The sequence below is a fragment of the Rhodoferax sp. EU05-FHT12H12 genome (assembly GCF_058791215.1).
Map to the genome: position 1 here is coordinate 91,221 of NZ_JBYTDI010000003.1, position 25,547 is coordinate 116,767.

27 protein-coding genes are annotated in these 25,547 nt (G+C 60.4%); 8 read left to right on the forward strand and 19 right to left on the reverse strand.

The window, feature by feature from the left end; all coding sequences use genetic code 11:
- Positions 1-16 precede the first annotated feature (16 nt).
- From AC3WS7_RS09880 to flgB, 7 genes are read right to left on the reverse strand one after another with little or no spacing between them, the layout of a single operon-like run.
- Entirely contained in the window at positions 17-733 is a 717-nt protein-coding gene (locus AC3WS7_RS09880; RefSeq protein ID WP_492656239.1) for a flagellar basal body L-ring protein FlgH, read from the reverse strand.
- Between the two features lie 16 nt (positions 734-749).
- Complete coding sequence (flgG, locus tag AC3WS7_RS09885; RefSeq protein ID WP_105261444.1) at positions 750-1,532, reverse strand: flagellar basal-body rod protein FlgG; 783 nt, start codon at positions 1,530-1,532, stop codon at positions 750-752.
- Positions 1,533-1,550: 18 nt separating this feature from the next.
- On the reverse strand, positions 1,551-2,291 hold the full coding sequence (locus AC3WS7_RS09890) for a flagellar basal body rod protein FlgF (protein WP_296471955.1): 741 nt from the start codon (positions 2,289-2,291) through the stop codon (positions 1,551-1,553).
- A 16-nt stretch (positions 2,292-2,307) separates the two neighbouring features.
- Complete coding sequence (flgE, locus tag AC3WS7_RS09895; RefSeq protein WP_296471956.1) at positions 2,308-3,708, reverse strand: flagellar hook protein FlgE; 1,401 nt, start codon at positions 3,706-3,708, stop codon at positions 2,308-2,310.
- Between the two features lie 31 nt (positions 3,709-3,739).
- Entirely contained in the window at positions 3,740-4,393 is a 654-nt protein-coding gene (locus AC3WS7_RS09900) for a flagellar hook assembly protein FlgD (RefSeq protein ID WP_296471958.1), read from the reverse strand.
- A 14-nt stretch (positions 4,394-4,407) separates the two neighbouring features.
- Positions 4,408-4,812: a flagellar basal body rod protein FlgC gene (gene flgC, locus AC3WS7_RS09905; protein WP_094475704.1), complete on the reverse strand. Its 405-nt coding sequence runs from the start codon at positions 4,810-4,812 to the stop codon at positions 4,408-4,410.
- A 28-nt stretch (positions 4,813-4,840) separates the two neighbouring features.
- On the reverse strand, positions 4,841-5,287 hold the full coding sequence (flgB, locus tag AC3WS7_RS09910; RefSeq protein ID WP_492656240.1) for a flagellar basal body rod protein FlgB: 447 nt from the start codon (positions 5,285-5,287) through the stop codon (positions 4,841-4,843).
- Between the two features lie 218 nt (positions 5,288-5,505).
- On the opposite strand from flgB, the gene flgA reads away from it, so the two are divergent.
- The 3 genes from flgA (at position 5,506) to AC3WS7_RS09925 (ending at position 7,093) form a co-directional block, all read left to right on the forward strand.
- On the forward strand, positions 5,506-6,243 hold the full coding sequence (gene flgA / locus AC3WS7_RS09915) for a flagellar basal body P-ring formation chaperone FlgA (protein ID WP_296471965.1): 738 nt from the start codon (positions 5,506-5,508) through the stop codon (positions 6,241-6,243).
- A gap of 94 nt (positions 6,244-6,337) precedes the next feature.
- On the forward strand, positions 6,338-6,670 hold the full coding sequence (flgM, locus tag AC3WS7_RS09920) for a flagellar biosynthesis anti-sigma factor FlgM (RefSeq protein ID WP_296471967.1): 333 nt from the start codon (positions 6,338-6,340) through the stop codon (positions 6,668-6,670).
- 39 nt (positions 6,671-6,709) lie between these two features.
- Positions 6,710-7,093, forward strand: coding sequence for a hypothetical protein (locus AC3WS7_RS09925; RefSeq protein WP_492656241.1), 384 nt, complete (start codon positions 6,710-6,712; stop codon positions 7,091-7,093).
- 10 nt (positions 7,094-7,103) lie between these two features.
- Here the strand turns inward: AC3WS7_RS09925 and AC3WS7_RS09930 are convergent, their stop codons facing one another.
- The 12 genes from AC3WS7_RS09930 to AC3WS7_RS09985 form a co-directional block, all read right to left on the reverse strand.
- A complete protein-coding gene (locus tag AC3WS7_RS09930; RefSeq protein ID WP_296471971.1) occupies positions 7,104-7,820 on the reverse strand; it encodes an RNA polymerase sigma factor FliA in 717 nt (238 codons plus the stop codon).
- Positions 7,820-8,620 (reverse strand): hypothetical protein, encoded by an 801-nt coding sequence (locus AC3WS7_RS09935; RefSeq protein ID WP_492656242.1) that lies wholly within the window; start codon positions 8,618-8,620, stop codon positions 7,820-7,822. Before AC3WS7_RS09935 ends, AC3WS7_RS09930 begins: the two co-directional genes overlap by 1 nt.
- A complete protein-coding gene (gene flhF, locus AC3WS7_RS09940; RefSeq protein ID WP_492656243.1) occupies positions 8,613-10,058 on the reverse strand; it encodes a flagellar biosynthesis GTPase FlhF in 1,446 nt (481 codons plus the stop codon). The genes AC3WS7_RS09935 and flhF overlap by 8 nt, the downstream gene beginning before the upstream one ends.
- Entirely contained in the window at positions 10,055-12,136 is a 2,082-nt protein-coding gene (flhA, locus tag AC3WS7_RS09945; RefSeq protein ID WP_296471978.1) for a flagellar biosynthesis protein FlhA, read from the reverse strand. Before flhA ends, flhF begins: the two co-directional genes overlap by 4 nt.
- Complete coding sequence (locus AC3WS7_RS09950) at positions 12,133-13,287, reverse strand: EscU/YscU/HrcU family type III secretion system export apparatus switch protein (protein ID WP_296471980.1); 1,155 nt, start codon at positions 13,285-13,287, stop codon at positions 12,133-12,135. Before AC3WS7_RS09950 ends, flhA begins: the two co-directional genes overlap by 4 nt.
- A 94-nt stretch (positions 13,288-13,381) precedes the next feature.
- Positions 13,382-14,011: a protein phosphatase CheZ gene (locus tag AC3WS7_RS09955; protein ID WP_296471981.1), complete on the reverse strand. Its 630-nt coding sequence runs from the start codon at positions 14,009-14,011 to the stop codon at positions 13,382-13,384.
- Positions 14,012-14,013: 2 nt separating this feature from the next.
- A complete protein-coding gene (gene cheY / locus AC3WS7_RS09960; RefSeq protein WP_296471983.1) occupies positions 14,014-14,403 on the reverse strand; it encodes a chemotaxis response regulator CheY in 390 nt (129 codons plus the stop codon).
- Positions 14,404-14,463: 60 nt separating this feature from the next.
- A complete protein-coding gene (gene motB, locus AC3WS7_RS09965) occupies positions 14,464-15,408 on the reverse strand; it encodes a flagellar motor protein MotB (RefSeq protein ID WP_296471985.1) in 945 nt (314 codons plus the stop codon).
- Between the two features lie 18 nt (positions 15,409-15,426).
- Complete coding sequence (motA, locus tag AC3WS7_RS09970; RefSeq protein WP_296471987.1) at positions 15,427-16,284, reverse strand: flagellar motor stator protein MotA; 858 nt, start codon at positions 16,282-16,284, stop codon at positions 15,427-15,429.
- A 164-nt stretch (positions 16,285-16,448) separates the two neighbouring features.
- A complete protein-coding gene (gene flhC / locus AC3WS7_RS09975) occupies positions 16,449-16,988 on the reverse strand; it encodes a flagellar transcriptional regulator FlhC (protein ID WP_296471989.1) in 540 nt (179 codons plus the stop codon).
- A gap of 24 nt (positions 16,989-17,012) precedes the next feature.
- The gene (gene flhD, locus AC3WS7_RS09980) at positions 17,013-17,339 is read right to left on the reverse strand and encodes a flagellar transcriptional regulator FlhD (RefSeq protein ID WP_296471991.1); all 327 of its coding nucleotides are present in this window, start codon (positions 17,337-17,339) and stop codon (positions 17,013-17,015) included.
- A 333-nt stretch (positions 17,340-17,672) separates the two neighbouring features.
- Positions 17,673-19,205 (reverse strand): flagellin N-terminal helical domain-containing protein, encoded by a 1,533-nt coding sequence (locus AC3WS7_RS09985; RefSeq protein ID WP_492656244.1) that lies wholly within the window; start codon positions 19,203-19,205, stop codon positions 17,673-17,675.
- 438 nt (positions 19,206-19,643) lie between these two features.
- On the opposite strand from AC3WS7_RS09985, the gene AC3WS7_RS09990 reads away from it, so the two are divergent.
- The 5 genes from AC3WS7_RS09990 to AC3WS7_RS10010 all read left to right on the forward strand — a co-directional run bounded on the left by AC3WS7_RS09990 (position 19,644) and on the right by AC3WS7_RS10010 (position 25,547).
- Positions 19,644-21,134 carry a flagellin N-terminal helical domain-containing protein gene (locus tag AC3WS7_RS09990; RefSeq protein WP_296471995.1) on the forward strand — a complete coding sequence of 497 codons (1,491 nt, stop codon included), beginning with the start codon at positions 19,644-19,646 and terminating at the stop codon, positions 21,132-21,134.
- A gap of 161 nt (positions 21,135-21,295) precedes the next feature.
- The gene (gene fliD / locus AC3WS7_RS09995) at positions 21,296-22,774 is read left to right on the forward strand and encodes a flagellar filament capping protein FliD (RefSeq protein WP_492656245.1); all 1,479 of its coding nucleotides are present in this window, start codon (positions 21,296-21,298) and stop codon (positions 22,772-22,774) included.
- A gap of 94 nt (positions 22,775-22,868) precedes the next feature.
- Positions 22,869-23,288, forward strand: coding sequence for a flagellar export chaperone FliS (gene fliS, locus AC3WS7_RS10000; protein ID WP_296471998.1), 420 nt, complete (start codon positions 22,869-22,871; stop codon positions 23,286-23,288).
- 16 nt (positions 23,289-23,304) lie between these two features.
- Positions 23,305-23,604 (forward strand): flagellar protein FliT, encoded by a 300-nt coding sequence (locus AC3WS7_RS10005; protein ID WP_296471999.1) that lies wholly within the window; start codon positions 23,305-23,307, stop codon positions 23,602-23,604.
- Between the two features lie 128 nt (positions 23,605-23,732).
- Positions 23,733-25,547, forward strand: a complete 1,815-nt coding sequence (locus AC3WS7_RS10010) for a type I secretion system permease/ATPase (RefSeq protein WP_492656246.1) — start codon at positions 23,733-23,735, stop codon at positions 25,545-25,547.

Consider the following 25,547-nt stretch of genomic DNA (forward strand, 5'->3'; position numbering starts at 1 on the left):
ACAATTCTGGAGATCTTTAGAAGGGACTAACGTTCAAAAAGAACCGGGATAACCAGCCAACTGTTTGGGCTTCGCCCTGGGCGCCGCGTCCGCGTGACTCGACGCGCACATTGGCCACCTGGGTGGAGCTGATCACGCTGCCGGGTTGCACCATGCGTGGGTCCACGGTGCCCGAGAAGCGCAACACGTCCACGTTCTGGTTCACGCCGATTTGCTTCTCGCCGGTGACCACCATGTGGCCGTTGGGGAGCAGTTCCACCACGGTGGCGGTGATGGAGCCGGCAAAGGTGTTGGCGCTCTCGGTGCCGCCCTTGCCTGAGAAGTTGTTGTTGGTGGTCGCCCCGACGTTGAATTTGGCGAGCCCGGACAGGTCGTTAAACGGCAGTGCCGTCACCGCACCGTCGACCGAGGTGTTGCGGTTGACGGTGGAGGTGGACTTCTGACTGGCGGTTACGTTTTCCACAATCTGGATGGTGACGGTGTCGCCCACCTGGCGCGCCCGGCGGTCTTCAAAAGCCGGACGGTAGGCCACTGTTTGGTACAGGCTGCCAGTGTTGGGGCGCACTGCCACTTGGGTGGTGGCCGGGGCTGCCGCAACGCGGGGCTCGGCAAAATCGACGGTGACTTTTTGCGGCAACTGCTGGCAGGCGCTGGTGAACGCCAGTACGGCTGCCGCTGCGGCGGTGGCGCGCAGCAGGCGTGGCACTTGGGGTGCGTGGGGGCGGTGGGTCATGGCTTACCTCGCAGGTTTAGAGCTGGCCGAGTTTTTGCAGCATCTGGTCCGAGGTCTGGATGGCCTTGGAGTTCATCTCGTAGGCGCGCTGGGTCTGGATCATGGTGACCAGCTCCTGCACCACGTTCACGTTGGAGGTTTCCACAAAACCCTGCATCAGGCCACCCAAGCCGTTTTCGCCGGCATTGCCGGCATTGGGCTGGCCCGAGGCCACGCTTTCGGCATACAGGTTCTGGCCTTTGGGCTCCAGACCGGCGGGGTTGATGAAGCTGGCCAGGGTGATGGTGCCCACGGGTTGCGGTGCGGTGTTGCCAGGGACTTGCACGGTGACTTCGCCGTTTTGTGCAATGGCCAGGCTGGTGGCGTTGGCAGGCACGGTGATGCCGTTGAGCACGGGCAGGCCGCCGGAGGTGACCAAACGGCCCTGGTTGTCGAGCTGAAAGGCACCGTCGCGGGTGTAGCCCACGGTGCCGTCGGACATGGTGACCTGGAAAAAACCGTTGCCTTGGATGGCGACGTCCAGGTTGTTGCTGGACTGCTGCAAGTTGCCTTGGGAGAACGAGCGGCTGGTGGCGACGGTACGCACACCCAGGCCGATTTGCAGGCCGGTGGGCAGGACGGCTTGTTCGTTCACCGCGGTGCCGACCTGGCGCAGGTTTTGGTACATCAGGTCTTCAAAGACGGCGTGCGATTTTTTGAAGCCATTGGTGGAGACGTTGGCCAGGTTGTTGGAGATGACGTCCAGCTGCATTTGCTGGGCTTCCATGCCGGTTTTGGAGATCCAGAGGGAATTGATCATGGTGCGTGTCCTGGTGGGTTAGCCTTGCAGGCTCAGCAATTGGCCGGCGGCGCGGTCATTGGATTCGGCGGTTTGCATCAGGCGCATTTGCGCCTCGAACTGGCGGGCGGTCTGGATCATGCCGACCATGGCCTCGATGGCGTTGACGTTGGAGCCCTCCAGCATGCCGGGGTGTACACGTGCGGTGTCTTCCGTGTTGAGTGGGTCACCCGACAGGGCTCGAAACAGGCCATCGTCGCCGCGCTTGAGCGGGTCTTCGGCGGTCGGCACCACCAGCTTGAGGCGGCCCACGCTGTTGGCAGGCTGGTTACCAATTTTGGCGCTGATGTTGCCGTCCGGGCTGATGCTGACATCCGCACCGGCTGGCACGGTGATGGCCGAGCCGTCGCTGGACAGCACCTGCAGGCCGTTGCCAGTTGTCAGTACGCCTTCTGCGTTGACTTCAAAGTGGCCGTTGCGGGTGTAAGCCTCGTTGCCGTCCAGGCCTTGTACCGAGAACCAGGCATCGCCCAGCGCCATGGCGTCAAGGGCGCGGTCGGTGCGCATGGCCGGGCCGGGTTTGGTGGAGTGGCCGGCCGAGGCTTCCAGTGCGAATACCCGGGTGGTTGCACCTTCGCCCCGTAGGGGGACGGCACGGTAGGTGGCCAGTTGCGCCCGAAATCCGTTGGTCGAGACGTTGGCCAGGTTGTTGGACAGGACCGCCTGGCGGTTTGCCGCCGCATTGGCGCCCGTCATCGCTGTGTAGATCAAGCGGTCCATGGTGTGTCAGCTCCGTTTAGCGCAGGTTGACCAGGGTCGACATGATCTGGTCCTGCGTTTTGATGGTCTGGGCATTGGCCTGGTAGTTGCGCTGGGCGGTCATCATGTTGACCAGCTCGGCGGTCAGGTCTACGTTGGAGTCTTCCAGTGCACCCGCGCGCAATTCACCAAACTTGCCGATGCCGGCTTCACCCAGCACCGGTTGTCCGGACGCAAAGGTTTCGACCCAGTTGCCGCCTCCGGTGGGTGTCAGGCCTTGCACGTTGCGGAAGTCGGCCAGCGCAATCTTGCCCTGGGCCTGGCTTTCGCCGTTGGAGTAGCGGGTCATGATGACGCCGGAGGGGTCGATGCTGATGCCGGTCAGTTCGCCGGCGGTGTAGCCGTCTTGCGTCAGGTTGGACACAGTGAAGGCGGTGCCGTACTGGGTGGCGCCGCTCAGGTCCAGCGTGGCATTGAAGTTGCCAATCGCCACGTTGGGCGAGGTCAGTGTCAGGGTCTGCGGGGCCGCGGGGGTGACCAGGCCGCCGTTCACGTCGAAGGTCATCTGGAACAGGCTGCCTGCAGCCACCGTGGTTAGCTGCGGGTCGGCGGCATAAATGCCGGTGCCAGCGGCAGCGAAGGTGGCGCGTTGGTCTGGTCCCGGATTGGCGGTGTTCCAGGTGCTGTTGGCGTTGTGGGTGGCGTAGGTGGCGGCATTGGTCGCCAGGGCCGTAGTGCCAGCGGCCAGTGTGGTGGAGTCAAATACTTCCCAAGTATCTGCTGCCACAGCGGGGTTGGCGGTCAGGTCGGGCCCGGTTTTGACGAAATACAGGCTCACGGGTACTTCCACGCCCTGGGAGTCGAAGGCGGTGAGCGAGGTGCCGTAGGTGCTGATGGGGGTGGGCGGTGTGACGCTTGCCGCTACTTTGGCGCGTGCATCGAGGTTGAACTCGGCGGTGATTTCGGTGGTGACCTGGGCCGGGATGGGGGCGCCTGTCGGGATGGAAATGATCTGTGGCGTCACGCTGGTGGAGTTGCCCAGCAAGTCCGTGGGGTAGCCCATCACATTGGCACCGGTATTGGTGAGAATGTTGCCATCGCGGTCCAGCTTGAACTGGCCATCACGTGTGAAGGCCGTTGAGCCGTCAGGCATGGTGACTTGGAAGAAGCCGCCGCCGTTGATGGCCACGTCCAGGCTGTTGCCGGTGATGTTGATGTTGCCCTGCGAGAACTGCTGCGCGATGGTGGCCACTGATACGCCGATGCCGGCGCCTTTGGAGGCACCACCGGCGGCACCCAGCGATGAAGCGACCAGGTCGGCAAACTCGGCCCGCGACGATTTCATCCCGACTGTGTTGGCATTGGCAATGTTGTTGCCAATCACGTCCAGGCTTTTGCTGGAGGCGTTCAAGCCGGAGAGTCCTGTTTGAAAGCTCATGGTGTTTCCTCTGGGGTGCGGTTGGAAAGAGTTACAGAATGGATTTGACGTCGGTGTAGGCCACAGCGCTGCGACCCGCCAGTTCCAACGTCATGTTGCCGTTGCTGGAGCCCACGGCCACCACGGTGTCGTGGGCCAGCGCGGTGTTGGTGACTGCAACGCCCTTGAGCGTGGCAGTGACCTTGAAGGTGGGGGCTCCGGTGCCTTGGTAGCTGGAGGCGTCCCACTGGAAGCCATGCATGCCGGCGTCCTGAGCGCCCAGTTCGAACTTGTCGAGGACCTGCCCTCCAGGGGAGAGTACTTGCACGGTCACCTTGTCGGCCTTGGTCGCCAGGTCCACCGCGCCTGCGGCTATACCGTCTTTGATGGTGAGTGTGTTGGACTCGACCAAGACGCCCTTGCCCACCAGTGATGCACCCTGCAGCACCTGCATGGCGCTGAACTGGGTAGACATGCTTTTCATGGTTTCGTTGAGCTGCTGGATGCCGGAGACCGTGTTGATCTGCGCCATCTGGCTGGTCATCTGGGCGTTGTCCATGGGGTTCATGGGGTCCTGGTTGTTGAGTTGCGCCACCAACAGTTTCAGGAAGCGGTCTTGCTGGGCGGCCGCATCGGTTTGCTTGCTGGTGGTGCTGCTGTTCACCAGGGAGTTGAGATCGGTGGAGGATGTGACGCTGGTAACCATGGTGGTCTCCTGGTTTATTGACCCATTTGCAGGGTCTTGAGCAGCAGTGTTTTGGCTGTGTTCATGACTTCCACATTGTTTTGGTAGGAGCGCGAGGCGGAGATCATGTTGACCATCTCCTCCACCGGGTTCACGTTGGATTGGGTGACATACCCTTCCGCATCGGCGGCCGGATGCATGGGGTTGTGCACGCGCTTGAAGGGCTCATTGCTCTCTTTGATGGAGCTGACCTTGACGCCCGACGATGCCGGGGACTCCATGGGCACGGTTTCAAAAATGACCTGGCGGCTTTTGTAGGCCTGTCCGTCCGGGCCTGCCACAGCATCGGCGTTGGCCAGGTTGCTGGCGACAACGTTCAGGCGCTGGGATTGCGCGCTGACGGCACTGCCCGACACATTAAATATGGAGAACATGGACATGGTGTGCCTCTTTGGTCAGGTGGTCGCGTCATTGCCCCTGAATGGCGCTCAAGATCGTCCGGGAAGAGCCGTTAATAAAACGGAGAGTGGCTTCGTAGCGCACTGAGTTGTCGACAAAGCTTGCGCGTTCACGGTCCAGGTCCACGCTGTTGCCGTCCATGGCAGGCTGGGTCTGCACGGTGTAGTCGAGCTTGCCATTGGCGCTAGATCCGTCGGCGGTGCTGCTGGGCAACGGAATATGGCGTGTATGGGTGGTGCCTGCTGGGGACATGCTTTGGCTGGTGCTGGAGGCCAGCGTCAGGCCGGAGGATTCGCCCATCGCTTGGCCCATGGCCTGCTTGAAGTTGATGTCGCGGCCGGTGTAGCCAGGCGTGTCGGCGTTGGCGATGTTGCTGGCAATCACCCGCTGGCGCTCGGCGCGCAGCACCAAAGCTTTCGATTGAAAGTCCAGGGCGTTGGTCAGATTGGCAAACATGGCATACCTCAGCGAAGAGCGTCCTTGCACTACGGTTGTGGGCTTGGGGCGTGCGGCAATTATGGAAAAAGCTTAAATTTTTTAGACGTGGAATAGCGGGGTGAATGGGGCATATTTGCGGCCCTTGTCGGGGGTGGGGCTACCTATAGTGATGGCCTGAGGTGCCCTGTCCCTACTGCTTGGTCGGGGCGTGCACAGGTCCTACCCTGGAGTCCGCCATGCTGTTTTCTTTTGCGTTGAACCACCCAGCCATCGCGCGTGGCCTGAAGGCTCTTGCGCTGGTGTGCGCCAGCATCCCGTTGGCCCAGGCGCAAGACGCGGGGCTGGAGGCTTTGCGGCAAGAGGCCCAGCGCTGGGCCTCTGAGGCTGTATTGAAGTCCCAACCGCCCGGTGCCAATCTGCGCATGCAGGCCGAGGTTGGTGCGCTGGACAGCCGTCTGCGTTTGGCCCCTTGCGGCAATATTGAGCCGCATGTGCCGGCGGGCGCCCGGTTGTGGGGTCGTAGCCGAGTGGGGTTGCGCTGCGTGGATGGTGTGACGCGTTGGAACATTACCTTGCCCGTTGTGGTGAAGGCGACTGGCAAAGCCTGGGTTATGCGTGGCCAGGTGGCTGCGGGGGCCATGGTGACGGAGTCGGACGTGATGGAAGCCGAGGTGGATTGGGCGGAGGAGCCCAGTCCGGTGCTCGCGGACCGTACGCTCTGGGTGGGGCAGACGGCGACCCGCTTGCTCAGTACCGGACAGACGCTTCGTCAGGGTATGGTCAAGCCGGCGCAGGTGTTTCAGGCGGGTGCCTCTGTGCGGGTACTGGCGCAGGGTGCCGGTTTTCAGGTCAGCAGCCAGGCACAGGCCTTGTCGGCCGGGGTGGTTGGGCAGTTGGCGCGTGTGCGCATGGAGAACGGTCGCGTCGCCTCGGGTGTTGTACTGGATATGCGTACAGTCAAAATCGAGCTTTGAGCGGCCTTATTTGTGCAGAAAGCCCTAAAGTCAGTCATGATGCGGCCGATAACTACCGTACGAGGCTACGCCTACCGTAGTTTTGGAGAATGTCATGAAAATAGGTCAACCCACAGAAATCCCCGCTTCCGTATCGCCCACGGTGTCTGGTGCTGCCCAAAAGGCAGCCCAAAACGCCAACGCGAGTACTGCTGCCACCAGCAAGGCGACACAAAGCACGCGCGCAGCGGGTGTGGCTGTGACCGTCTCCACTTTGGCGCGCTCGCTGGAAAAAACCGAGCGCAGCGATTCTGCAGACATCGACACCCAGAAAGTGGCCAGCGTGAAAGCCTCCATCCAGGATGGCACGTACGTGGTCAACGCCGAAGCCATTGCCGACAAATTGTTGTCCAACGCGCAGGAAATGCTGAACCGCTCCGCGCGGTAAACAGGTCCTGCGCACTTACAGAAGTGCGAGGAACCTGATATGTCACAACCTACCTTGGAATCCACGCTCAGTGCGCTTGAGGCGCAGCTGGCGTTTTTGTCGTTGGCGCTCAAAACGGGGGCCGTTGACGACATGGCGGTGCAGGCGCAAAGCTTCCAGTCTTTGGTGGTAGAGGCCAATGCCTTGTTGGCGCCATGGAAACCCCTGGGCCCCCACCTGCAGAGTGCAGATGCGGCGCGTTTGCGGGCTTTGGCGGCGGGGCTGGCCCAGGTACGCGAGCAGATGCTGCGTCGCCAAGCGCTGGTAGAGCAAGCCTTGCACATGGTGGTGCCGGCCATGTACACACCGGTGTATGCCGCTGCTGCAGGGCCCTACGGCGCAGGCGCCAAGTCGTCTGGCCGTTTTCAGGCCTTCAGCGCCTAAAAATCTGCTCTCAGTGTGCGCGCATCTTGGCGCGCAAGCGGGCAATCGATTGGCTGTGCAGTTGGCAAACGCGGGACTCTGTGACGTCCAACACGGCAGCAATTTCCTTGAGGTTCATGTCTTGCTCGTAGTACATGCTCATGATGTATTGCTCCCGCTCGGGCAGCGTCTTGATGGCCGCAACCAGAGACTCTCGCAGGCGCTGGTCGCGCAGCATGTTCAGTGGGTCGGCATCGGAGTCGGCCACGTGCCGATCCAGAAATGTGTCATCGTCATCGTCACGGCGTGACATGTCTTCCAGGTACACCAGCTGCGTGCCGCGCACTTTACCCAACAGGCTCTGGTAGTCCGCCAGGCTCATGCCCAGCTCCGCCGCGATTTCGGATTCTGCGGGGCTGCGGCCCAGCTTGTGCTCCAGGCGGCGCAACGCCACTTCAATTTCTTTCTGGCTCTTGCGTGAGCCCCGCGACATCCAGTCGTTCTCGCGAAGCTCATCGAGCATGGCGCCGCGAATGCGCTGGGTGGCAAAGGTCTCGAACTGAACGCCTTGTGAGGCCTCGTAGCGGGTCAAGGCATCGGACAGACCGATCAGGCCGACTTGGATCAAGTCGTCCACCTCGACGCTGGGCGGCAGCTTGGCCATCATGTGGTGCGCCAAACGTCTTACCAAGGGCTGGTACTGTTTGATCAGCGCACTGCGGTCAAGCTGGCCTTTGGCGGTGTACATCAATGGCTCCCCACCATGGCGGCTAGGGGCGGGCGCGTGCTGACGGATCTCGGCGTCGGTGCCCACTGTACGTCCAGGGGCATGGCGTTCTCGAGCAGGCCCAATGCCAGGCGCTCCGTGTTGGCGCTGGGGCGGTCGTCTACCCCGGGAGCGGGGATCGTCAGTGCGTTCACTTCGTAATCCAAAAAATACTTGGCGTAGTCCCGCAAGCCGGTGCTTGCGGTCTGGGTGCCAGACCGTGAGGATACGGTATGTTGGGCTGGGAGCACATTCACAATGGTAGGCTCAAGCCTGCCTTTGAGCAACAGGCGCTTGAGGGCCAGATAACTGGTCAGCAGTGAGGCTTTGGCCGTGGATACGGTGAGGACCGGGCGAACACTGCTGCCCTGCAGCAGAGGCACCAGCATTTGCGCAGTGCCATACACCACCACCACGCTTTCATGGGGAAACATCCACCCCGTGTCTGCCAGTGCGTTATGTTCGATTCGCGGCTGGCTGGCCAGGGTTTGCAGGCCCCAGGCGGCGGGAACCACCGACCAGGAGGGTGCATCCGACAGCGGGGCCGGTGCGTAGCTGTAGTCCAGCAATTGTTCCAGGCCGGGATTGTCGGCACTTTCGCGGACGGTGCCATCCAGCACGGTGACCGGATACCCAAACCCTACCCAAGCGGCGCACATGCGCAAGAGCAAAGGCAGCTCGGCCTGCTCATCACCATGCGCGACCATGGCCGTGAGTTTGGGGCTGGGCATGGCTGCCAGGTCCAGCAAACCGGCGGCTTGGTTGTTGGTGCGTTCACGCATCCATGCGCCCCTTGGCGGCGCCCTGGGTGCTGGTGGGCTGGCTGAAGAAGAATCCCAAATCGCTGACCTTGGGGTCATAGGCCGAAATGCCTGCCGTACGCATGGACATCCGCACCAGCTTGCTGGCCACTGCGGACTCCCAGTCTTCAGGGACCCGTTGCCCGGTGGTGATGCCACGCAGCAGCAGTTGGTGGCGAATGGCGGCATCAATGGCCGGACCCAGTTTCACGGCCTCGTCAATTTTGGAGAAGATGGCCTGCTGCGAGGTGTTGGTCTTGAAGCAGTTGACCGCTTCGTCCAGTGTGTCCCCGTGGCCGCCGGCGTTGAGCACCAGTAGACGTTTGATGGCGGGCAGGTCCAGCAACTCCATGAGTTCGCGCTTGCGCGGGTCCCGCGGGGCAATGCCGGTGGTATCGATGAGCACCATCTTTTTGTTGGACAGCAGGCCCAGCAGGTCTTGCAGGGCTGCTTTGTCGTGGGCCAAATGGGCTACCACACCCAACATCTTGCCGTAGGCGCGCAACTGCTCGTGGGCGCCTATGCGGTAGGTGTCCAGCGTGATGAGGCCCACACTGCCCGGGCCATGGGTGCGAGCGCACAGGCCTGCCAGCTTGGCGGCGGTGGTGGTTTTGCCAACCCCGGTTGCGCCAATCAGGGCAAAGACACCACCTTCTTCATGCAGGGCAGGGGTCCCAGCATCGGTGTGCAGATTGCGCTCCAGGACGTCCATGACCCAGCGGACCGATTCCGCGGCATCCATCTCCTCAGGCATGCGCTCCAGAATGGCGCGCGACAGGGTCGGTGAATACCCGGCGCGGATCATCTTGAGCATCATGTTGGATTGAATGGGGTTCTGGCGGGCCTGCCCCAGCCAAGTCAGGGTATTGAAGCGGTCTTCAATCAGCTCTTTCATGGCGTGGAGTTCATCCATCACGCCCTTGCTGACCGCTGCGGTTGCGGGCAGGGTTTGGGGCTTGCGTGCGGCGGCCGGTTTGGGCGCAGGGGGGGCAATATCCACGGCAATACGTTGTGTCAGCGCGGGAGGGCGGGGACGCTCTGGTGCGGCCGGTGCTGGCGCTGGCAATGCCTCTGGGGCTCCTTGTGCTGCCTCGTGCCGGCGGCGCAGCATGCGTTCGCGCACATAGTCCTGGAACGAGAGCGTGCTCATGGCCAGCTGCTCCGCATCTTCTTCCACTTTGCTGGCTACTTCCTGGTAGCTGGCGGGGGTGCTGGGGCGGCGTGGTGCTGCCTGCAGCTTGTTGGCCGCAGAGGCGGCGCCCCGGTCCAGGCTGGCCAGGGTGTCCTCGGCGGTGGCCACTACTTCCACACCGTGTTCGGTGGGACGGTTGGACAAGATCAGTGTGCCCTCGCCAAAGGCCAGTCGGGCCTTGGCCAAGGCTTCACGGGAGGTTGCTGCGGTAAAGCGTTGGATGTTCATGGTGTGGCACCTCGGAGAATCGGACCAATGCGGATGGTGTGGGTTTCAGGAATTTCGCTGTGGGCAAGCACTTGCAGGCGTGGTGCTACGCGGCGCACCAGGCGAGAGATAGCACCGCGAATCGGATCCGGTACCAGCAGGCAGGCGGGGACGCCGATTTCTTCTTGCTTCAACGCGGTCTCGGCAGCGGTACGGGTCAGCATGTCGGCTACGCCGGGGTCCAGTGCCGGGCCGGAGGCGCTGCCCAAGGCTTGCACCAGCAGCCGCTCCAGGCTGGGGTCAATAGCAATGACATTGAGTTCGCGGGTGGGCCCATAGATCTGTTGCACGATGGCTGGCGAGAGCGCGATACGCACGCGTTTGGCCAACTCCACAGGGTCTGTGGTGGAGGTTGCGTGTTCGGCGATCGACTCGATGATGGTGCGGATGTCACGAATGTGGACAGACTCGTCCAGCAGCAACTGCAAGACCTTTTGGAAGACGGCGACCGAGACCATTTTGGGTACCACTTCTTCGATCAGTTTGGGGGCCAGTTTTGCCACGTGTTCCACGAGTTGTTGTGTCTCTGTTCGGCTCAGCAGCTTGGAGGCCTGAACTTGCATCAAGTGTGACAAATGGGTGGCCATAACAGTCTCAGAATCAACCACCGTAAATCCCGCCATTTGCGCCGCTTCCTTCTGGCGTTCGTCGATCCAGTGCGCTGGCAAACCAAATGCCGGGTCGGTGGTTGCTGTTCCAATCAACGGGGTGGTGATGCCGCCAGGGTTGATGGCCAGGTGCATGCCAGGGAATGCCTCGCCTTCACCCACAATCACGCCACGCAAGGTGATGCGGTAGGCACTGGGTTTGAGTTCCAGGTTGTCACGCACGTGCACGGCAGGGGGCAAGAAGCCTACTTCCTGCGCAAACTTGCGTCGCACGCCTTTGATGCGGTTGAGCAAATCACCCTGGCGTGTTTTGTCGACCAGGGCAATCAGGCGATAGCCCAGCTCCAGGCCGAGCTGGTCCACCGGTTGCAGGTCGTCCCACGAGGCCTCGCCATCTCCCACCGGTGCGGTTGCCTGGGTTTGTGGATCAACCGGGATGGGTTTGTGGGCCAACATCCAGGCGCCATAGGCCAGTACCGCAGCGATGCTCAGAAACACCAGGTGCGGCATGTTGGGGATGATGCCCAGGATGAACATGATGGTCGCTGTGACCCCCAGCACCTGTGGCGATACAAACATTTGTCCCACGATTTGTTTGCCGATGTCCTTGTCCTTGCCCACGCGGGAGACCACCATGGCCGCTGCCACCGAGATGAGCAAACCGGGTATCTGGGCGACCAGTGCGTCACCGACTGCCAGCAAGATGTAGGAGTTGGCGGCCTGGCTGGCGCTCAGGTCGTGTTGCAAGATGCCAATGGCAAAGCCGCCAAAGATGTTGATCAGCAGAATCAGGATGCCGGCGACTGCGTCACCGCGCACAAACTTGGAGGCACCATCCATCGAACCAAAAAACTCCGCCTCTTCGCCAATTTCAGCCCGGCGGCGCTTGGCTTCCCGCTCGTCAATCAGGCCGGCGTTCAAGTCGGCATCCACTGCCATTTGTTTGCCTGGCATGGCGTCCAGGGTAAAGCGGGCCGAGACTTCAGCAATGCGCTCCGACCCCTTGGTCACCACGACAAAGTTGATGACCACCAGAATCGCAAACACGATCAGACCCACGGCGAAGTTGCCGCCAATCAGGAAGTGGCCGAAGGCCTCAATCACCGCGCCCGCTGCGCCGGGGCCGGTGTGGCCCTCTAGCAGCACCACCCGGGTGGAGGCCACGTTGAGCGACAGACGCATCAGGGTGGTGAGCAGCAGCACCGAAGGAAAGGCGGCAAAGTCCAGCGGGCGCACCATATAGGCGGCGACCATCATCACCATCAGGGCCACTGCAATGTTGATGGTGAAAAATGCATCCAGCACCAGGGGCGGCAGCGGCAACACCATCATGGCCAGGATGGCCACCACCAGCATGGGGGCGGCAGCCCCCTGGACCGCGGCGGAATTGCTACCGAACCACTGCTGCAGTGTTTTGAGTTGCGCGTTCATGCGGTGGCCGCCTTCAGGGTTTTGGATTGCGGATCCAGTTCAGGAGGAACGTACGGTTGTGGTACGTCTTGGGGCATGCTGCCCTCGCCACGCAAAGCCGCGCGGACGCGGTACACATAGGCCAGAACCTGTGCGACGGCGGTGTAGAGCGATGAGGGGATGTCCTGGTCCAGTTCGGCGTTGGCATACAGCGCGCGGGCCAGCATGGGCGACTGCAGAACCGGAATGGCGTGTTGCTTGGCAACATCCCGAATCTTCATGGCCAACAGGTCGGCCCCCTTGGACACTACACGGGGCGCATGCATGGTTTTTTCGTCATACCGGATGGCCACGGCGAAGTGGGTAGGGTTCATCACCACGAAGTCGGCTTTGGGCACCGCATTGACACTGCTTCTCTGCGCCAGTTCGCGTTGTCTTTGGCGAATTTTTCCCTTGAGTTGGGGGTTGCCGTCGGATTCCTTGCTCTCTTCTTTCACCTCCTGGTGGGACATCTTCATTTGGTCTTTGTGCAAAAAAGACTGCAACGGGACGTCCACCATCGCCGCAAGAAACACCACCAGCAGCAATAAGCCAATCCCTCCGGTGATCCATTGGGTCAGGTGTGCAATGGCGGCGCTAGAAGGTTGGCGAATGAGCGCTGCCATGGTTTGCAGGCCGGAGACCAAAAACCACGCGGCGATGGCAAAGAGGATGCTGGTCATCAGCAACATCTTGAGTGTGTCGACCAGCTTCTTCTTGGTGAACATATTGGCCAGCCCGGACAGCGGGTTGAGGCGGCTGAAGTCCGGCATCAGGGGTTTGAGGCTGTTGACCCAGCCGCCTGAGGCCACCGCAGCCAAAATGGCAGCGGTCATCACAATGCCCGCAAACGCTACGCAGCCTGCCAGGCCGACGGTAGACGCCTCGCCCAAGCGCTGCAGCATGTTGCCAGGACGCATGACGGTGGCCGCATCAAAGGACAATTGCTGTCCCATGCTCTGCTTGAGGTGGTCGAAAAGAATGGGGGCCAGCACCAGCACGGCCATGGCGCCGGAGCCCAATACCGCGAGGTGCGAGAGGTCTTGTGAGCGCCCTACCTGGCCGTCATCGCGCGCTTTTTTGAGCTTGCGTTCCGACGCGGGTAAATTGCGGTCTTGGCTGCCTTGGTCCATGGTGAAGAAGCTCTTGAGTTCTCACCATTGTCGCGACCGACCCCTGAAACTAAAGTGCAATAAGCGGGGCATTCCCCCGCTTAATTGAAAAGGTTTAGAAGCCCAGGCTGGCCAGCAAGTCGTCGACTTGGGACTGGTCGGTCACCACGTCCTGGTTGGCCTGCCCATCGACCACCGGACCGGCCAGTGCAGGGACGTACTCTTGCCCGCTAGGGGCATTGACCTTTGCGTCTGCCGGGGCAGTTTGCAGCAAGAGCAAAACGAGTTGCTCTTCGATGGTGGCGGCCAGCGTGACCACTTTGGCAATCACTTGTCCGGTGAGGTCGTGGAAGTCCTGGGCCATCATGATTTCTGTCAGGTGGTCATCGACCTTTTTGCTGGCCTGCTCCACATCGGTGATGAAGTTCATCACATGGCCTTTGGCAACTGCCGCCACCGGATCTTTCACGATCAGTTCACCGATACGACGTGTTTCCGCTGCAATGTGGTCGTGCTGTGCCTTGGCTTGGTCCACCTGGTTCAGCACTTTTTCAGCCGCCTGCCCCGTCAGTCGGGCGATGTAGGAGAGACGGCTTTTCGCGTCCGGCAGTTCGCCTGCCCAGTCTTTGACTTTTTCAGCCAAACCCAGTCCGTTCAGGGAGTCGTGCAACTGGCGGGTCAGGGCACCCAGCTGTTGGTGAACCTGAACTGTGGTCAGCGAGCTTGGGGTGGGGGCTTCAGACATGCTCACTTCAAGCCCATTTTGGTCAAAATGTGGTTGACCTTGTCTTCCAGCGTCGCCTTGGTGAAGGGTTTGACGATGTAGCCTGCAGCGCCCTGTTGGGCCGCCAGCACAATGTCTTCCTTGCGGGCTTCGGCGGTGACCATCAGGACGGGCAAGTGCTTGAGTTTGTCATCCTTTTTGATCTCGGCGAGCAGCTGAAACCCGTTCATATTGGGCATGTTGATATCGCTGACGACAAAGTCAAAACTGCTGTTGCGAAGCTTTTGGAGCGCGGCTACACCATCTTCTGCTTCATCCGCATCGGCATAACCGCTTTCCTTGAGCAGGTTGCGCACAATTCGCCGCATGGTGGAGAAGTCATCAACGATGAGAAAGCGCAATTCTTTGGACATAGATAACCTTTAACCGGGCGATTTTCGAATTTCTGCAAGTATGACGTAATTTTTGCGGGGTCAAGGACCAGATTTTGCCTCTGGTGCGCTTGCGTTGCCAGCGCTTTCTTCCCCCGCGTCCAAGGCCACTGTTTTGTTGCCGAGCAGGCGCTCCTCAGCGTCTTTGGTCATGACCAAAATGCTGATGCGCCGATTGCTGGCGGCCAGCGGATTCTCGGGCTCCAGCGGCAAACTGGAGGCCATGCCCACCACCCGCGCCAGCTTGGCCTCGGGCATGCCCGCGGCAATCAGCTCGCGGCGTGATGCATTGGCGCGGTCGGCAGAGAGCTCCCAGTTGCTGTAGCCACGTGCAGCATTGCCATAGGCTTGGCTGTCGGTGTGGCCGTCCAGGCTGATCTTGTTGTCTACATCCAGCAGGGCACGCCCGATTTCGGTCAGGATGTCGCGCATATACGGTTTGACGGATGCGCTGCCGCTGTCAAACATGGGGCGGCGCTGGTCATCCACGATCTGGATTTGCAGGCCGTCCGGCGTAATCTCCAGTTTGATCTGTGAGCTGAACTCGGCCATTCTGGGGTTGTTGGAGATGGCACCAGCGATCTTGGCAGCCAGCGTGGCCAGGTCTTTCGCATCTTTTTTGGCCCGTTCCACTTTGGCCTGGTCACCCGACATCTTCTTGGCGGATTTCTCTTCGCCGTCGCCGCGGCGCGACTGGCCAGCCTGTTGCGTCAGGTCATTGCCGCCACCGGTGATGATGCTGTTGCTCGCGCCCGCACCTGCGCCCCCCTGCAGCGCCACTTTGAGGGGCGTCTGGAAGTAATCGGAGATACCTTTCTTGTCGCCTTCGGTGGTGCTGCCCAGCAGCCACATCAGCAAAAAGAAGGCCATCATGGCGGTCACAAAGTCGGCGTAGGCGATCTTCCAGGCACCCCCGTGCGCCGAGTGGCCGCCCTTCTTGACCCGCTTGATGATGATGGGCTGAAGTTTTTTGGCGTCTCCAGCCATGCTCAGGCGCTCCTGCGCTTACTTCTTTTTGACATAGGCTTCCAGCTCGGAGAAGGTGGGGCGCTCGGTGGAGTAAAGCACTTTGCGGCCGAATTCGATGGCGGTGGAGGGGTTGTAGCCTTGCATGCTGGCCAGCAGCGTGGTCTTGATGCACTGAAACTCTTTGCTGCCTTCTTCGACTTTTTGCTCCAGCAGGCCGGCCAGGGGTTCTGCAAACGCATACGCCAGCAAAATGCCCAGGAACGTTCCCACCAGCGCCGAACCAATCATGCCGCCCAGCACGGCGGGGGGCTGCCCCACCGAGCCCATGGTGTTCACCACACCCAACACGGCGGCCACAATACCGAAGGCAGGCAAGCCACCCGCAACGCGCTGGATGGCCGCCACCGCCGCGTGTTCTTCGTGGTGGTGGGTTTCGATTTCGCTGTCCATCAGCGATTCAATCTCGTGGGCATTGAGGTTGCCAGACACCATCATGCGCAGGTAGTCGGTGATGAACTCCACCACATGGTGGTCGGAGCCGACGGTGGTGTACTTCTTGAAAATCTCGGATTGCTCGGGCTCTTCGACGTCTTTCTCAATCGCCATCAGCCCTTCCTTGCGGGCTTTCTGGAGGATGTCAAACATCAGCGCCATCAATTCCATGTAGCGCGCCTTGGTGTACTTGCTGCCCTTGAAGCAGGCGCCCAGGCCGGCCAGGGTCTTCTTGATGACCTTCATCTGGTTGTTGGCCAGAAAGGCGCCCACCGTCGCTCCCCCGATGGTCAGCATTTCCCAGGGCAGGGCCTTCAGAATCACGCTGATATTTCCGCCGTGGATGATGAACACGCCGAACACGCAGCCCAAACAGACAAGCCAACCAACGATTACAAACATAGGCGCATTGTGACAGGGAGGCTGGGAGCCTCAAGGGTGGAAGAAGCGGGCCTTTTCGGCCCGTCTCTATCATATCGTCGCAAGCTCGCCTGGCTTGAATTTATTGCCAAATCGGCCTGTGGCCTCCGTGGATATTGCGCGAATAGCTATGAAAATGATAGCGTTTAGTGAAGCAAAATTCCACCCGCCGCCGATCCTTTGCCGGCACGGGCTGGGGGCGCGCACAGGCCGCACTCGAAGTGGCGGGAATTTTCGTAGGCCTCAGACACAAAGTGACCGCCACACTTGGAGCACTTGGTCATGGAGAGCATGTTGTTGTCGATGAATTTGACCAAGCGCCAGGCGCGGGTGATGGACAACAGGGGCTCGACGCCGCAGGCAGCAATTTGCTCCGTGTACAGCCGATAGGCGGCCATGATGGCGTCGATGTCCTCCATGGCGCTGACCTTGGTGAGGTACTCATAGGTGTTCTGGAACAACGAGGCATGGATGTTGGGCTGCCAGGTCAGGAACCATTCGGTGGAGAAGGGCAACTGCCCCTTGCTGGGCGAGCGGCCCGCCACTTCCTTGTAGAGACGCAGCAGGCGCTCGTAAGACAGGTCGGTTTCACTTTCCAGCACCTGCAGCCGGGCACCCAGCTGGATCAAGGAGACAGCGCGCTCCACTTGCTTAGAGTCGTTCAAAACACTTTTTTGGGTGGCCATGGTGTGCTCCTGTGCTGCGTGGGATCAGACGGCTTCGGCAAAACGGCCGGCCATCAGGATGCTGGCGTGCAGCTTGGTGGTGGCGTCGTTGTCCACTTTGGTGGCCGAGTGGTTGGTCAACAGGTTCCAGACCATGTCATCGTCCACCCGGAAGCGGCACAGCAGCATGTTGGTGGATGCAATGCGCATGATCTGGGCAGGAGACAAGGCGCTGATCATCTCTGCTGCCTCTTCGGACATGCCCAGGCGGAACAGTGCTTCAGCCTTGTCCTGGCGGATCAGGTTTTGGGCCAGCATCAGGTAAGTCATATTGGCTTCCCGGATCTCGGCGAGTAGTTGTTCCTTGCTCATGTTCGACTCCTGTTTGGGGGCAATTCATGTGAATCACCATGGAGCGAATTCTGGTTGGCAGGCGCAAAAACTTGAATTGGAAAACCGCTAATCCGCATGTCAGAAACGCAAACATCGCCTGTAGGGCGAATTCCTACATGCGTGGAGGCACTGACTGAGCTTGCGCAAAATAGCACCGCGCCCTGGCGCATCGCCGGGTGCAGAGATTTGCAGTAACAGATGACTTATCGGCAGCGCGTGCCGAAACTGAAGAGGCAACGCCAACGATTCGACGGCAGTGATGCTCACGCCTCACGCAAATGCGTGTTGGCAGCGCGGTACCGACGTGCGTGCTTACTGGCGCAGCAGGGCGAGCACGCCTTGCGGGAGCTGGTTGGCCTGCGCCACCATGGCAGTGCCGGCCTGTTGCAGGATCTGGGTGCGTGACAGGTTGGCGGTTTCCAAGGCAAAGTCAGCGTCCTGAATCCGCGAGCGCGAGGCACTCAGGTTCTCAGCCATGGTCTGCAGGCTGGCAATGGTGTTTTCAAAGCGAGACTGCAAGGCACCAAATTTGGCCCGTTGGCCAGCAATGACCTGGATCGCGGCATCGACCGTGCTCAGGGTACGGGTGGCCGACTCGACGGTGGCGACATCCAAGGTGTCTACGGTTTGCAGCTGGCTGGCGCTGGTCGCCGCCAAAAAGAAGTCGGTGACGGGAGGTGGGCCCACCGGGTCGTTGACTGCTGCATTGACCATGCCGAACGACTTGTCAGAGTCCAGAGTCAAAGTGCCGGTCACGAAGGCTGCATTGTTGGGGGCATTGGGTATGGTGACTCCACCCACAGCGAGTGCCGTCGAAGCCGCTGGGACCTCAATGACGATGTCTTCGCCGGCTGCATTCGTCAAGGAAATTCCAGTGCCCGCAGCGTTGAGTTTGGCGGTCACCCCTGTGGTGGAGCTCTTGTCGTTGAACGCGGAGACAGCGGCGGATAGGCCATCTCCATCCAGTGTGCCCACGGTGAATGCCACGGTGGTCGCCACTGTGTTGTTGGAGCGCATGGTGAGCGAGTAGCTCGTATTGGCAGTAAAGCTGCTCAAGTCAATGTCGGTACGTGCCGTTGCGGTCACGCCGGTGGTTCCCGACTGTGCATTGATGGCCGCTGCCAAGCTTTTTGCCGTTTGGCCAGCCGTAATGCCAATCGTGGCTGAGCCGGATGACCCGTCAATGCGGAACGTGGCATCTGCCGCGATGGGGCTGGTGGCGCTGATGTCTGCCGCGGGGGTAGCTTGGGAGGTGCGGGTTCCTGCTGTCGAACCGGTCACCAGGTCGCCGGGGCCGCCAGCCGTGGCCGCGACTTGCGAGCCGATGCGGTGGTTGCCGTACTTGTTGGTACTGAAGTTGCCAGTGGTGGCGATGATGGTCTGGTTGGCGTTGGCGCCGACCTGGAAGGTGGCTGAGGTGAAGCTGCCGTCCAGGATGTTCTGGCCGTTGAACTGCGCGGTCTTGGCAATGCGGTCCAGTTCGGCGGTGAGCTGGCCGACTTCGGCGTTCAGCGCGGCGCGGTCGCTGGCGCTGTTGGTCGCGTTGGCAGACTGCACCGCCAGTTCGCGGATACGTTGCAGTGTGGCGGATGCGCTGCCCAGTGCGCCTTCAGCCACCTGGGCCAAAGAAATACCGTCATTGGCATTGCGGGCAGCCTGGTTCAGGCCGCGTACCTGGGATGTCATGCGCTCTGCAATGGCCAGGCCAGCGGCGTCGTCTTTGGCGCTGTTGATACGCAGGCCCGAAGACAAGCGCTGCATGGACGTGCTCAAGGAACTTTGCGAGGTCGCCAAGTTCCGCTGCGCATTCAGCGACTGAATATTGGTGTTGATGGTTGAGGCCATTGCGTAACTCCTAAAAAGATATGAAATCAGCGTCGCCGCCGATTGCAAAGCCTGCTGACCTGCAGACAATCAGTAACGATGGGTGAATTCTGGAGATGCCCGTCTGGGCTATTTGGCAGATAAGCGCGGAAAAAACGGCCCAAATTGCCAGTGGATGGCAATTCTTAATAGGGGTAAACCCTTATATCTATGGATTGCGGTACGAATCCCCTGCTTTTGTGTTTTCTGGGGTCGGATCGCTGTGATATTGCGCGTGCATTTTGCAAACGCCCTAAAGTTTTCCACGTACCACCCGAAAACAATTGCAACGGGCTCATAGCGGGCTCGTCGTCCGGAAGGCGTCAAGGTCGGCGCACCGGTCATGGCGGTCAGCAGCAATGCTGACGTTGAGATCGGCATTTCGCCGGAGTACGTGAGTTTTTACTAGGAGTTATCAAAATGGCAGCCACCATCAATACCAACATCAACTCGTTGACAGCCCAGCGCAACTTGACAGCCAGCCAGTCTTCTTTGAGCACTTCGATCACACGCCTGTCCTCTGGCTTGCGCATCAACAGTGCCAAGGACGACGCCGCCGGCCTGAGCATCTCCGAGCGTTTCACTTCCCAAATCCGCGGTCTGACGCAAGCAGCTCGCAACGCCAACGACGGCATCTCTTTGGCGCAAACCGCTGAAGGTGCATTGGGTGGTGCCGGTACCATCCTGCAACGTATCCGCGAACTGGCTGTGCAGTCTGCCAACGCGACCAACAGCGCCAGCGACCGCTCTGCTTTGAACCAGGAAGTCTCGCAGCTGACATCCGAACTGAACCGCATTGCACAAACCACGCAGTTCAACGGCCAGAACCTGTTGGACGGCAGCTTTGCCAGCGCCACCTTCCAGGTCGGCGCCAATGCCCACCAAACCATCACCGCCACCACAGCGAATTTCACTACAGAAAAGTACGGCAACAACCGTATCGGCTCTGTGGTGGCCGCTTCTGCTGGCGCCGCAGGTGATTTGGTGGTTGGCTCCACCGCTGGTGCCAACGCATCCACTGCAACTGCGACAGACACCATTGCTGGGGATACTGTTACTGTGAACGGTGCCTCTGGTACGACGACCGTGACCTACGCCGCAGGTGCCAGTGCCAAGACGGTGGCCTCCCTGTTCAATGCGCAATCGGGCATTACCGGCGTGACTGCTACAGCACGTACCGAGATCGATCTTACGGCGCTGAGCACTGCAGGTTCCTTCTCGATTAATGTGACCTCTGACAACGGTACTGCTGTCGCGGTGTCGTTCAGCACTGGCGCCGCATTGAATGCGGATGGATTGGCCTCTGCTGTCCAAGCCTTCAACGAGAAGACCTCTCAAACTGGCGTGACGGCCAAGCTCAATGCCGCCGGTACAGGCTTGACACTGACCAATGCCAGTGGCAATGACATCATCCTGGAAAACAATTCTGCGACGGCAGTCGTGACCGCAGGCGCAGTCGCGATGGCTGCTGCAGGCGGCGATGCGGTTGTCAAGGGTGCTGTGACACTGGACTCCGACAAGTCGTTTGGTATTGCCAACGCAGCGCAAGCGGCTGGTATTGGTTATTTCACCGGTGCCACTTCTGCCAGTCAACTGCAAGCTGTAAGCACGCTGGACGTGTCGACCGTGGAGTCCGCAACGCGCACCTTGTCCACAGTGGATGCTGCCATCGGTGCGGTGGCCAGCCAGCGCGCCAAGTTTGGTGCTCTGCAGTCGCGCTTTGAGACCACCATCGCCAGTCTGAATACCACTTCTGAAAACTTGAGCGCATCGCGTTCACGGGTGCAGGATGCGGACTTCGCGGTGGAAACGGCCAACCTGTCCCGCGCCCAGATCCTGCAGCAGGCTGGTACCGCCATGGTGGCGCAGGCCAACCAGTTGCCCCAGGGTGTGCTGGCCCTGTTGCGTTAAGACTGGTCACACAAGGCTTCGCGGGTCATACTGCGAAGCTTGGGAGCGGCGACGGGCTTGGGCCTGTCGCCGCTTTGGTTCTGGAAATTGGCCTTTTTCCGGGCTTTGGGGTGGTGTAGAAGACGCAAAATCCAAGGCTACAGACAGAACAAGGGGTTCCTATGGCTACCATTTCATCCCTCGGCATCGGCAGTGGCCTGGACTCTGAGGCCATCGTGACCAAATTGGTGGCCCTGGAGAAGCAGCCTCTCAAGGCGCTGGAAACCAAGGCCACGTTTATTCAGCAGCAGATTTCGGCTTTCGGCCAAATCAAATCCCAGTTTTCAGCCTTGGCGGATGCCGCTGCGGCCATGTCAACAGCCAGCGCCTGGGCGGCCCGCAACGGCTCGTCGTCCAATACCAATGCTGCGGCGATCACCGTTACCTCCACCGCAGCGGCAACTTCGTTCACGCTGGACGTGGACCAGTTGGCCAAGTCGCAGTCTGTCGCATCTGCCCCTATCACTGCCGGTTCGGCTGTGGGCGCGGGTACCTTGGTGCTGCGCCTGGGCAAGTGGACGACGGGCCCGGCTGATTTCACGCCATCCGCCTCCAGTGCGGATGTGAGCATTGATGTCACTGCCTCGGACACTGTGGCCACCATTGCCGCAAAGATCAATGCCACCAACTCGGGTGTGGTGGCCACGGCCTTCAACGATGGTACGCAGGACCGATTGCTGTTGCGATCCAAGGAAACCGGGGAGGCTTCCGGCTTTCGTGTGCAGACCACCGTGGACGCTGACACGGTCACCAATGACGATGCGGGTCTGTCCCGCTTGTCTTTTGACCCGGAGTCGGGCGCTTTTGGCATGGCTGGTGCTTCGGCCGGTGCTGTTCAGTACGGCACAGACGCCAAGGCGCGAATCAATGGACTGGCAGTGACCTCCAAGAGCAACACCCTTACGGGCAATATTCCCGGGGTCACCATCAACCTGTTGGCCACGACCACGACCAACTATGGGCTGCCCGGCGAAGTGCTGGCACCTGCGACCATGACCGTGAGTGAGGACGTGACGCTGGCCGTCAAGAATGTTCAAAACTTTGTGACAGCGTACAACGCGCTGGCCCAAACCCTGGCGGACATTACCAAATACGACGATGCCACCAAGACGGCTTCGTTGTTTCAGGGGGATTCCACTATTGTGGGTATGCAAAGCGTCTTGCGCAGCATGGCGAGCTCTGTGAGTGCTGGCAGTGCCTACCAGCGCTTGGCCGACGTAGGGCTGACGCGTGAATTGGATGGAACATTGTCCATGAACACCACCAAACTGGCGGCAGCTGCCAACAACGGGACTGAGTTGCAGAAACTCTTCATCACCGACAACAAGAACGCCCAGACCAACGGTTTTGCATTGAAGTTCAAGGAGCTGGCCCAGGGCGTGCTGGCCACTGGTGGCGCGGCCAAGAACAAGGGTGAAGCACTGGAGGGTGTCCTGAAGCGCAATATCGAGGAGCAAACCCGTGTCACCAACCGGGCCGCTAGCTTTGAAGCCCGCCTGCGCAAGCAATACAGCGCACTGGATGCCAAGATGGCCAGTCTGTCCGCGCTGGATGCCTACGTGAGCCAGCAGGTGGCCACTTGGAACAAGTCCACCAGCTGAGTGGCGCGTCTGCATAGCGCAATGATCTGAGAGAAGGTCTTCAGTTGGTCCACAGACTGCCGATACTAAGTACAAGAAACTAAGGATCTGCACCATGTTTACCTCTGTTCAAAGCCGCACCGCAGCCGCCTACAAACGGGCCAGCGTAGAGGCGAGTGTGGAAATGGCTGACCCCCACCAGCTCGTGACGCTGCTGTTCGAAGCGCTCCAGCGTCATATTGCCGCCGCCAAGTTGGCTTTGCAGGCCAAAGACGTGCCTCAGAAATGCAAGCAAATTGGCGCTGCCGTGCGCATCTTGGAGGAAGGCTTGAAAGCCCCTCTGGATTTGGAGCGGGGTGGCGAAATTGCGGCCAATCTGAATGCCTTGTACGACTACTGCGTGAACCGCCTGGTGATGGCCAATGCGCGCAACGACGAGGCCGGTCTGGATGAAGTCGCAGCCTTGATTGAGCCCGTGGCCAATGGATGGAAACAGATCCAGGGGAAAACACCCGCCTATCTGCGGCCAGTGTGAGTAGGGAGTACGCCACATGCCTTTGATGTTGATTGATTACTACAAAGCCATTGAAGACAGCAGTGCCAAGATGCTGGAAGCCGCCAAGGCGGAAGACTGGGATGGCGTGATGCGCTTTGAGGGGGCCTGTGCGGTCCTGATCGAGCAGTTGCGGGAGCGTGCCCGCTCCGAAGAGCTGGACGTGCATTCCCGGGCAGAGAAGTCCAAAATCATGCGACGCATCTTGCACAACGACGCGCAGATTCGCTATTTGGCAGAGCCCTGGTTGACACACTTTGAGCACAAGCTGGAAGGTCAGCCCGCCTTTTTGCACTGACCGCGCAGGCATGCAAAGCCGTATTCAAAGCGGCATAACCGGGGTTTTTGGGGTGTTGTTCGGAGGCTCTGCACGCAGGGGCGTCCGTAAGATGGTGGCCGATACGGCTCTATCTCTACACCCTGCACATGGTTGCCCCGCCCTCGTTACCCCCTGATGAACTGAAGCTGGCTTTGCGCCAGTTGCGGGCGGCGTTCGTCACGGTTGCGATCTTCAGCGGTTTCCTCAACCTCATGATGTTGGCGCCTTCGCTCTACATGATGCAGGTCTACGACCGGGTGCTCAGCAGCCGCAACGAGACGACGCTGGTAGTCCTGACGGTTTTGATCCTTGGGGCCTACCTGTTTATGGGGGCGTTGGAAACGATCCGTTCCTGGGTCCTGATCCGTGTGGGGGCACGCCTGGATGATGTGTTGGGCCTGCGGGTATTGGGCGCAACCTTTGAGCGGGTGCTGCGCCAGCCTGGCAACAGCACGTCGCAGCCACTGGCGGACCTGGCAACCCTGCGGCAGACCTTGACGGGCCCTGGGCTGATTGCGGTGTTCGATGCACCATGGGCGCCTGTCTATTTGGTGGTCATTGCCTTGTTTTCGTCGGAGGTGGCGGTTTTTACGCTTGTGGGGGCGTTGGTGTTGGTGGCGCTGACTTTGCTCAATGAAAAACTGGCCAAAGGCAGCTTGGCAGAAGCCCAGAAGTTCAGCATGCAGGGGCAGCGCGAGCTCAGCAGCCATTTGCAGAACGCCGAGGTGATAGAGGCCATGGGCATGCTGGGCAACATCCAGCGTCGCTGGCGCAATAGCCACCAGCAGGAAATTGCCCTGCAAGCCAAAGCCAGTGACCGGGCCGCGGTGATGGGCAACGCCTCCAAATTTGTCCGCGTGTCCATGCAATCTTTGGCCTTGGGTTTGGGCGCGTTGTTGGTGCTGGAGGGGCGTTTGACCCCGGGCATGATGATCGCAGTGTCCTTGCTGACGAGCCGGGCGCTGGCGCCAGCGGAGTCGGTCGTGGCCCACTGGGCAACGTTGGCGACCGCCCGTTCCGCCTACCTGCGTTTGCGCGAGTTGTTGGGCAGCTTTCCCGCACGCGCAACGGCCATGCCCCTGCCTGCACCAACGGGACAGGTCGCGTTTGAGGGGGTTGCCACTGCCGCCCCGGGGTCTCGCCAGGCCATCATCAAGCAAGTCAGCTTCACTTTGCAGGCGGGTGACTCGGTGGCGGTCATTGGGGCAAGCGGAGCAGGGAAGTCCACGTTGGCGCGCTTGCTGGTGGGGGTGTGGCCTGCGCTGGCCGGCACAGTGCGCTTGGACGGTGCAGACCTGTTTCGCTGGAGCAAGCAAGACCTGGGGCCACACATCGGTTATTTGCCGCAAGACATTGAGTTGTTTGACGGCACGGTGGCGGAGAACATTGCCCGGTTTGGCGATGTCAACCCGGAGTGGGTGGTGCTGGCCGCACAGCGGGTGGGGTTCCATGAGCAGATACTGCGCCTTCCCCAAGGGTATGACACCCCTCTGGGGCCGGGCGGGGCTTCGTTGTCGGGGGGGCAGAAGCAGCGCATTGCGCTCGCGCGGGCCTTGTATGGGGATCCGGTGCTGGTGGTGCTGGACGAACCCAACTCCAATCTGGACGATGCGGGCGAGAAAGCCTTGGCGGATGCCATTCGGGACCTGTCCAGCCGGGGGAAAACCTCCGTATTAATTACACACCGCCCCTCCGCATTGACCGTAGCCAATAAATTGATGGTGTTGCGGGATGGTGTGGTTGCGGCGTTTGGTCCCAGAGAAGACGTATTGGCTGCTGTCAACGCCAGGGCTGCGGAGTTGCCGCCCAGCACGCCACCGCCTGGCCCTCCCAAAGGGGTTACGCCTCCTGTGTTGGTTGACAAACCGCCACCTGCCCCCGCCGGTGGTTTGCCGCCTTTTAACCTGAAGTTCAACGACTGA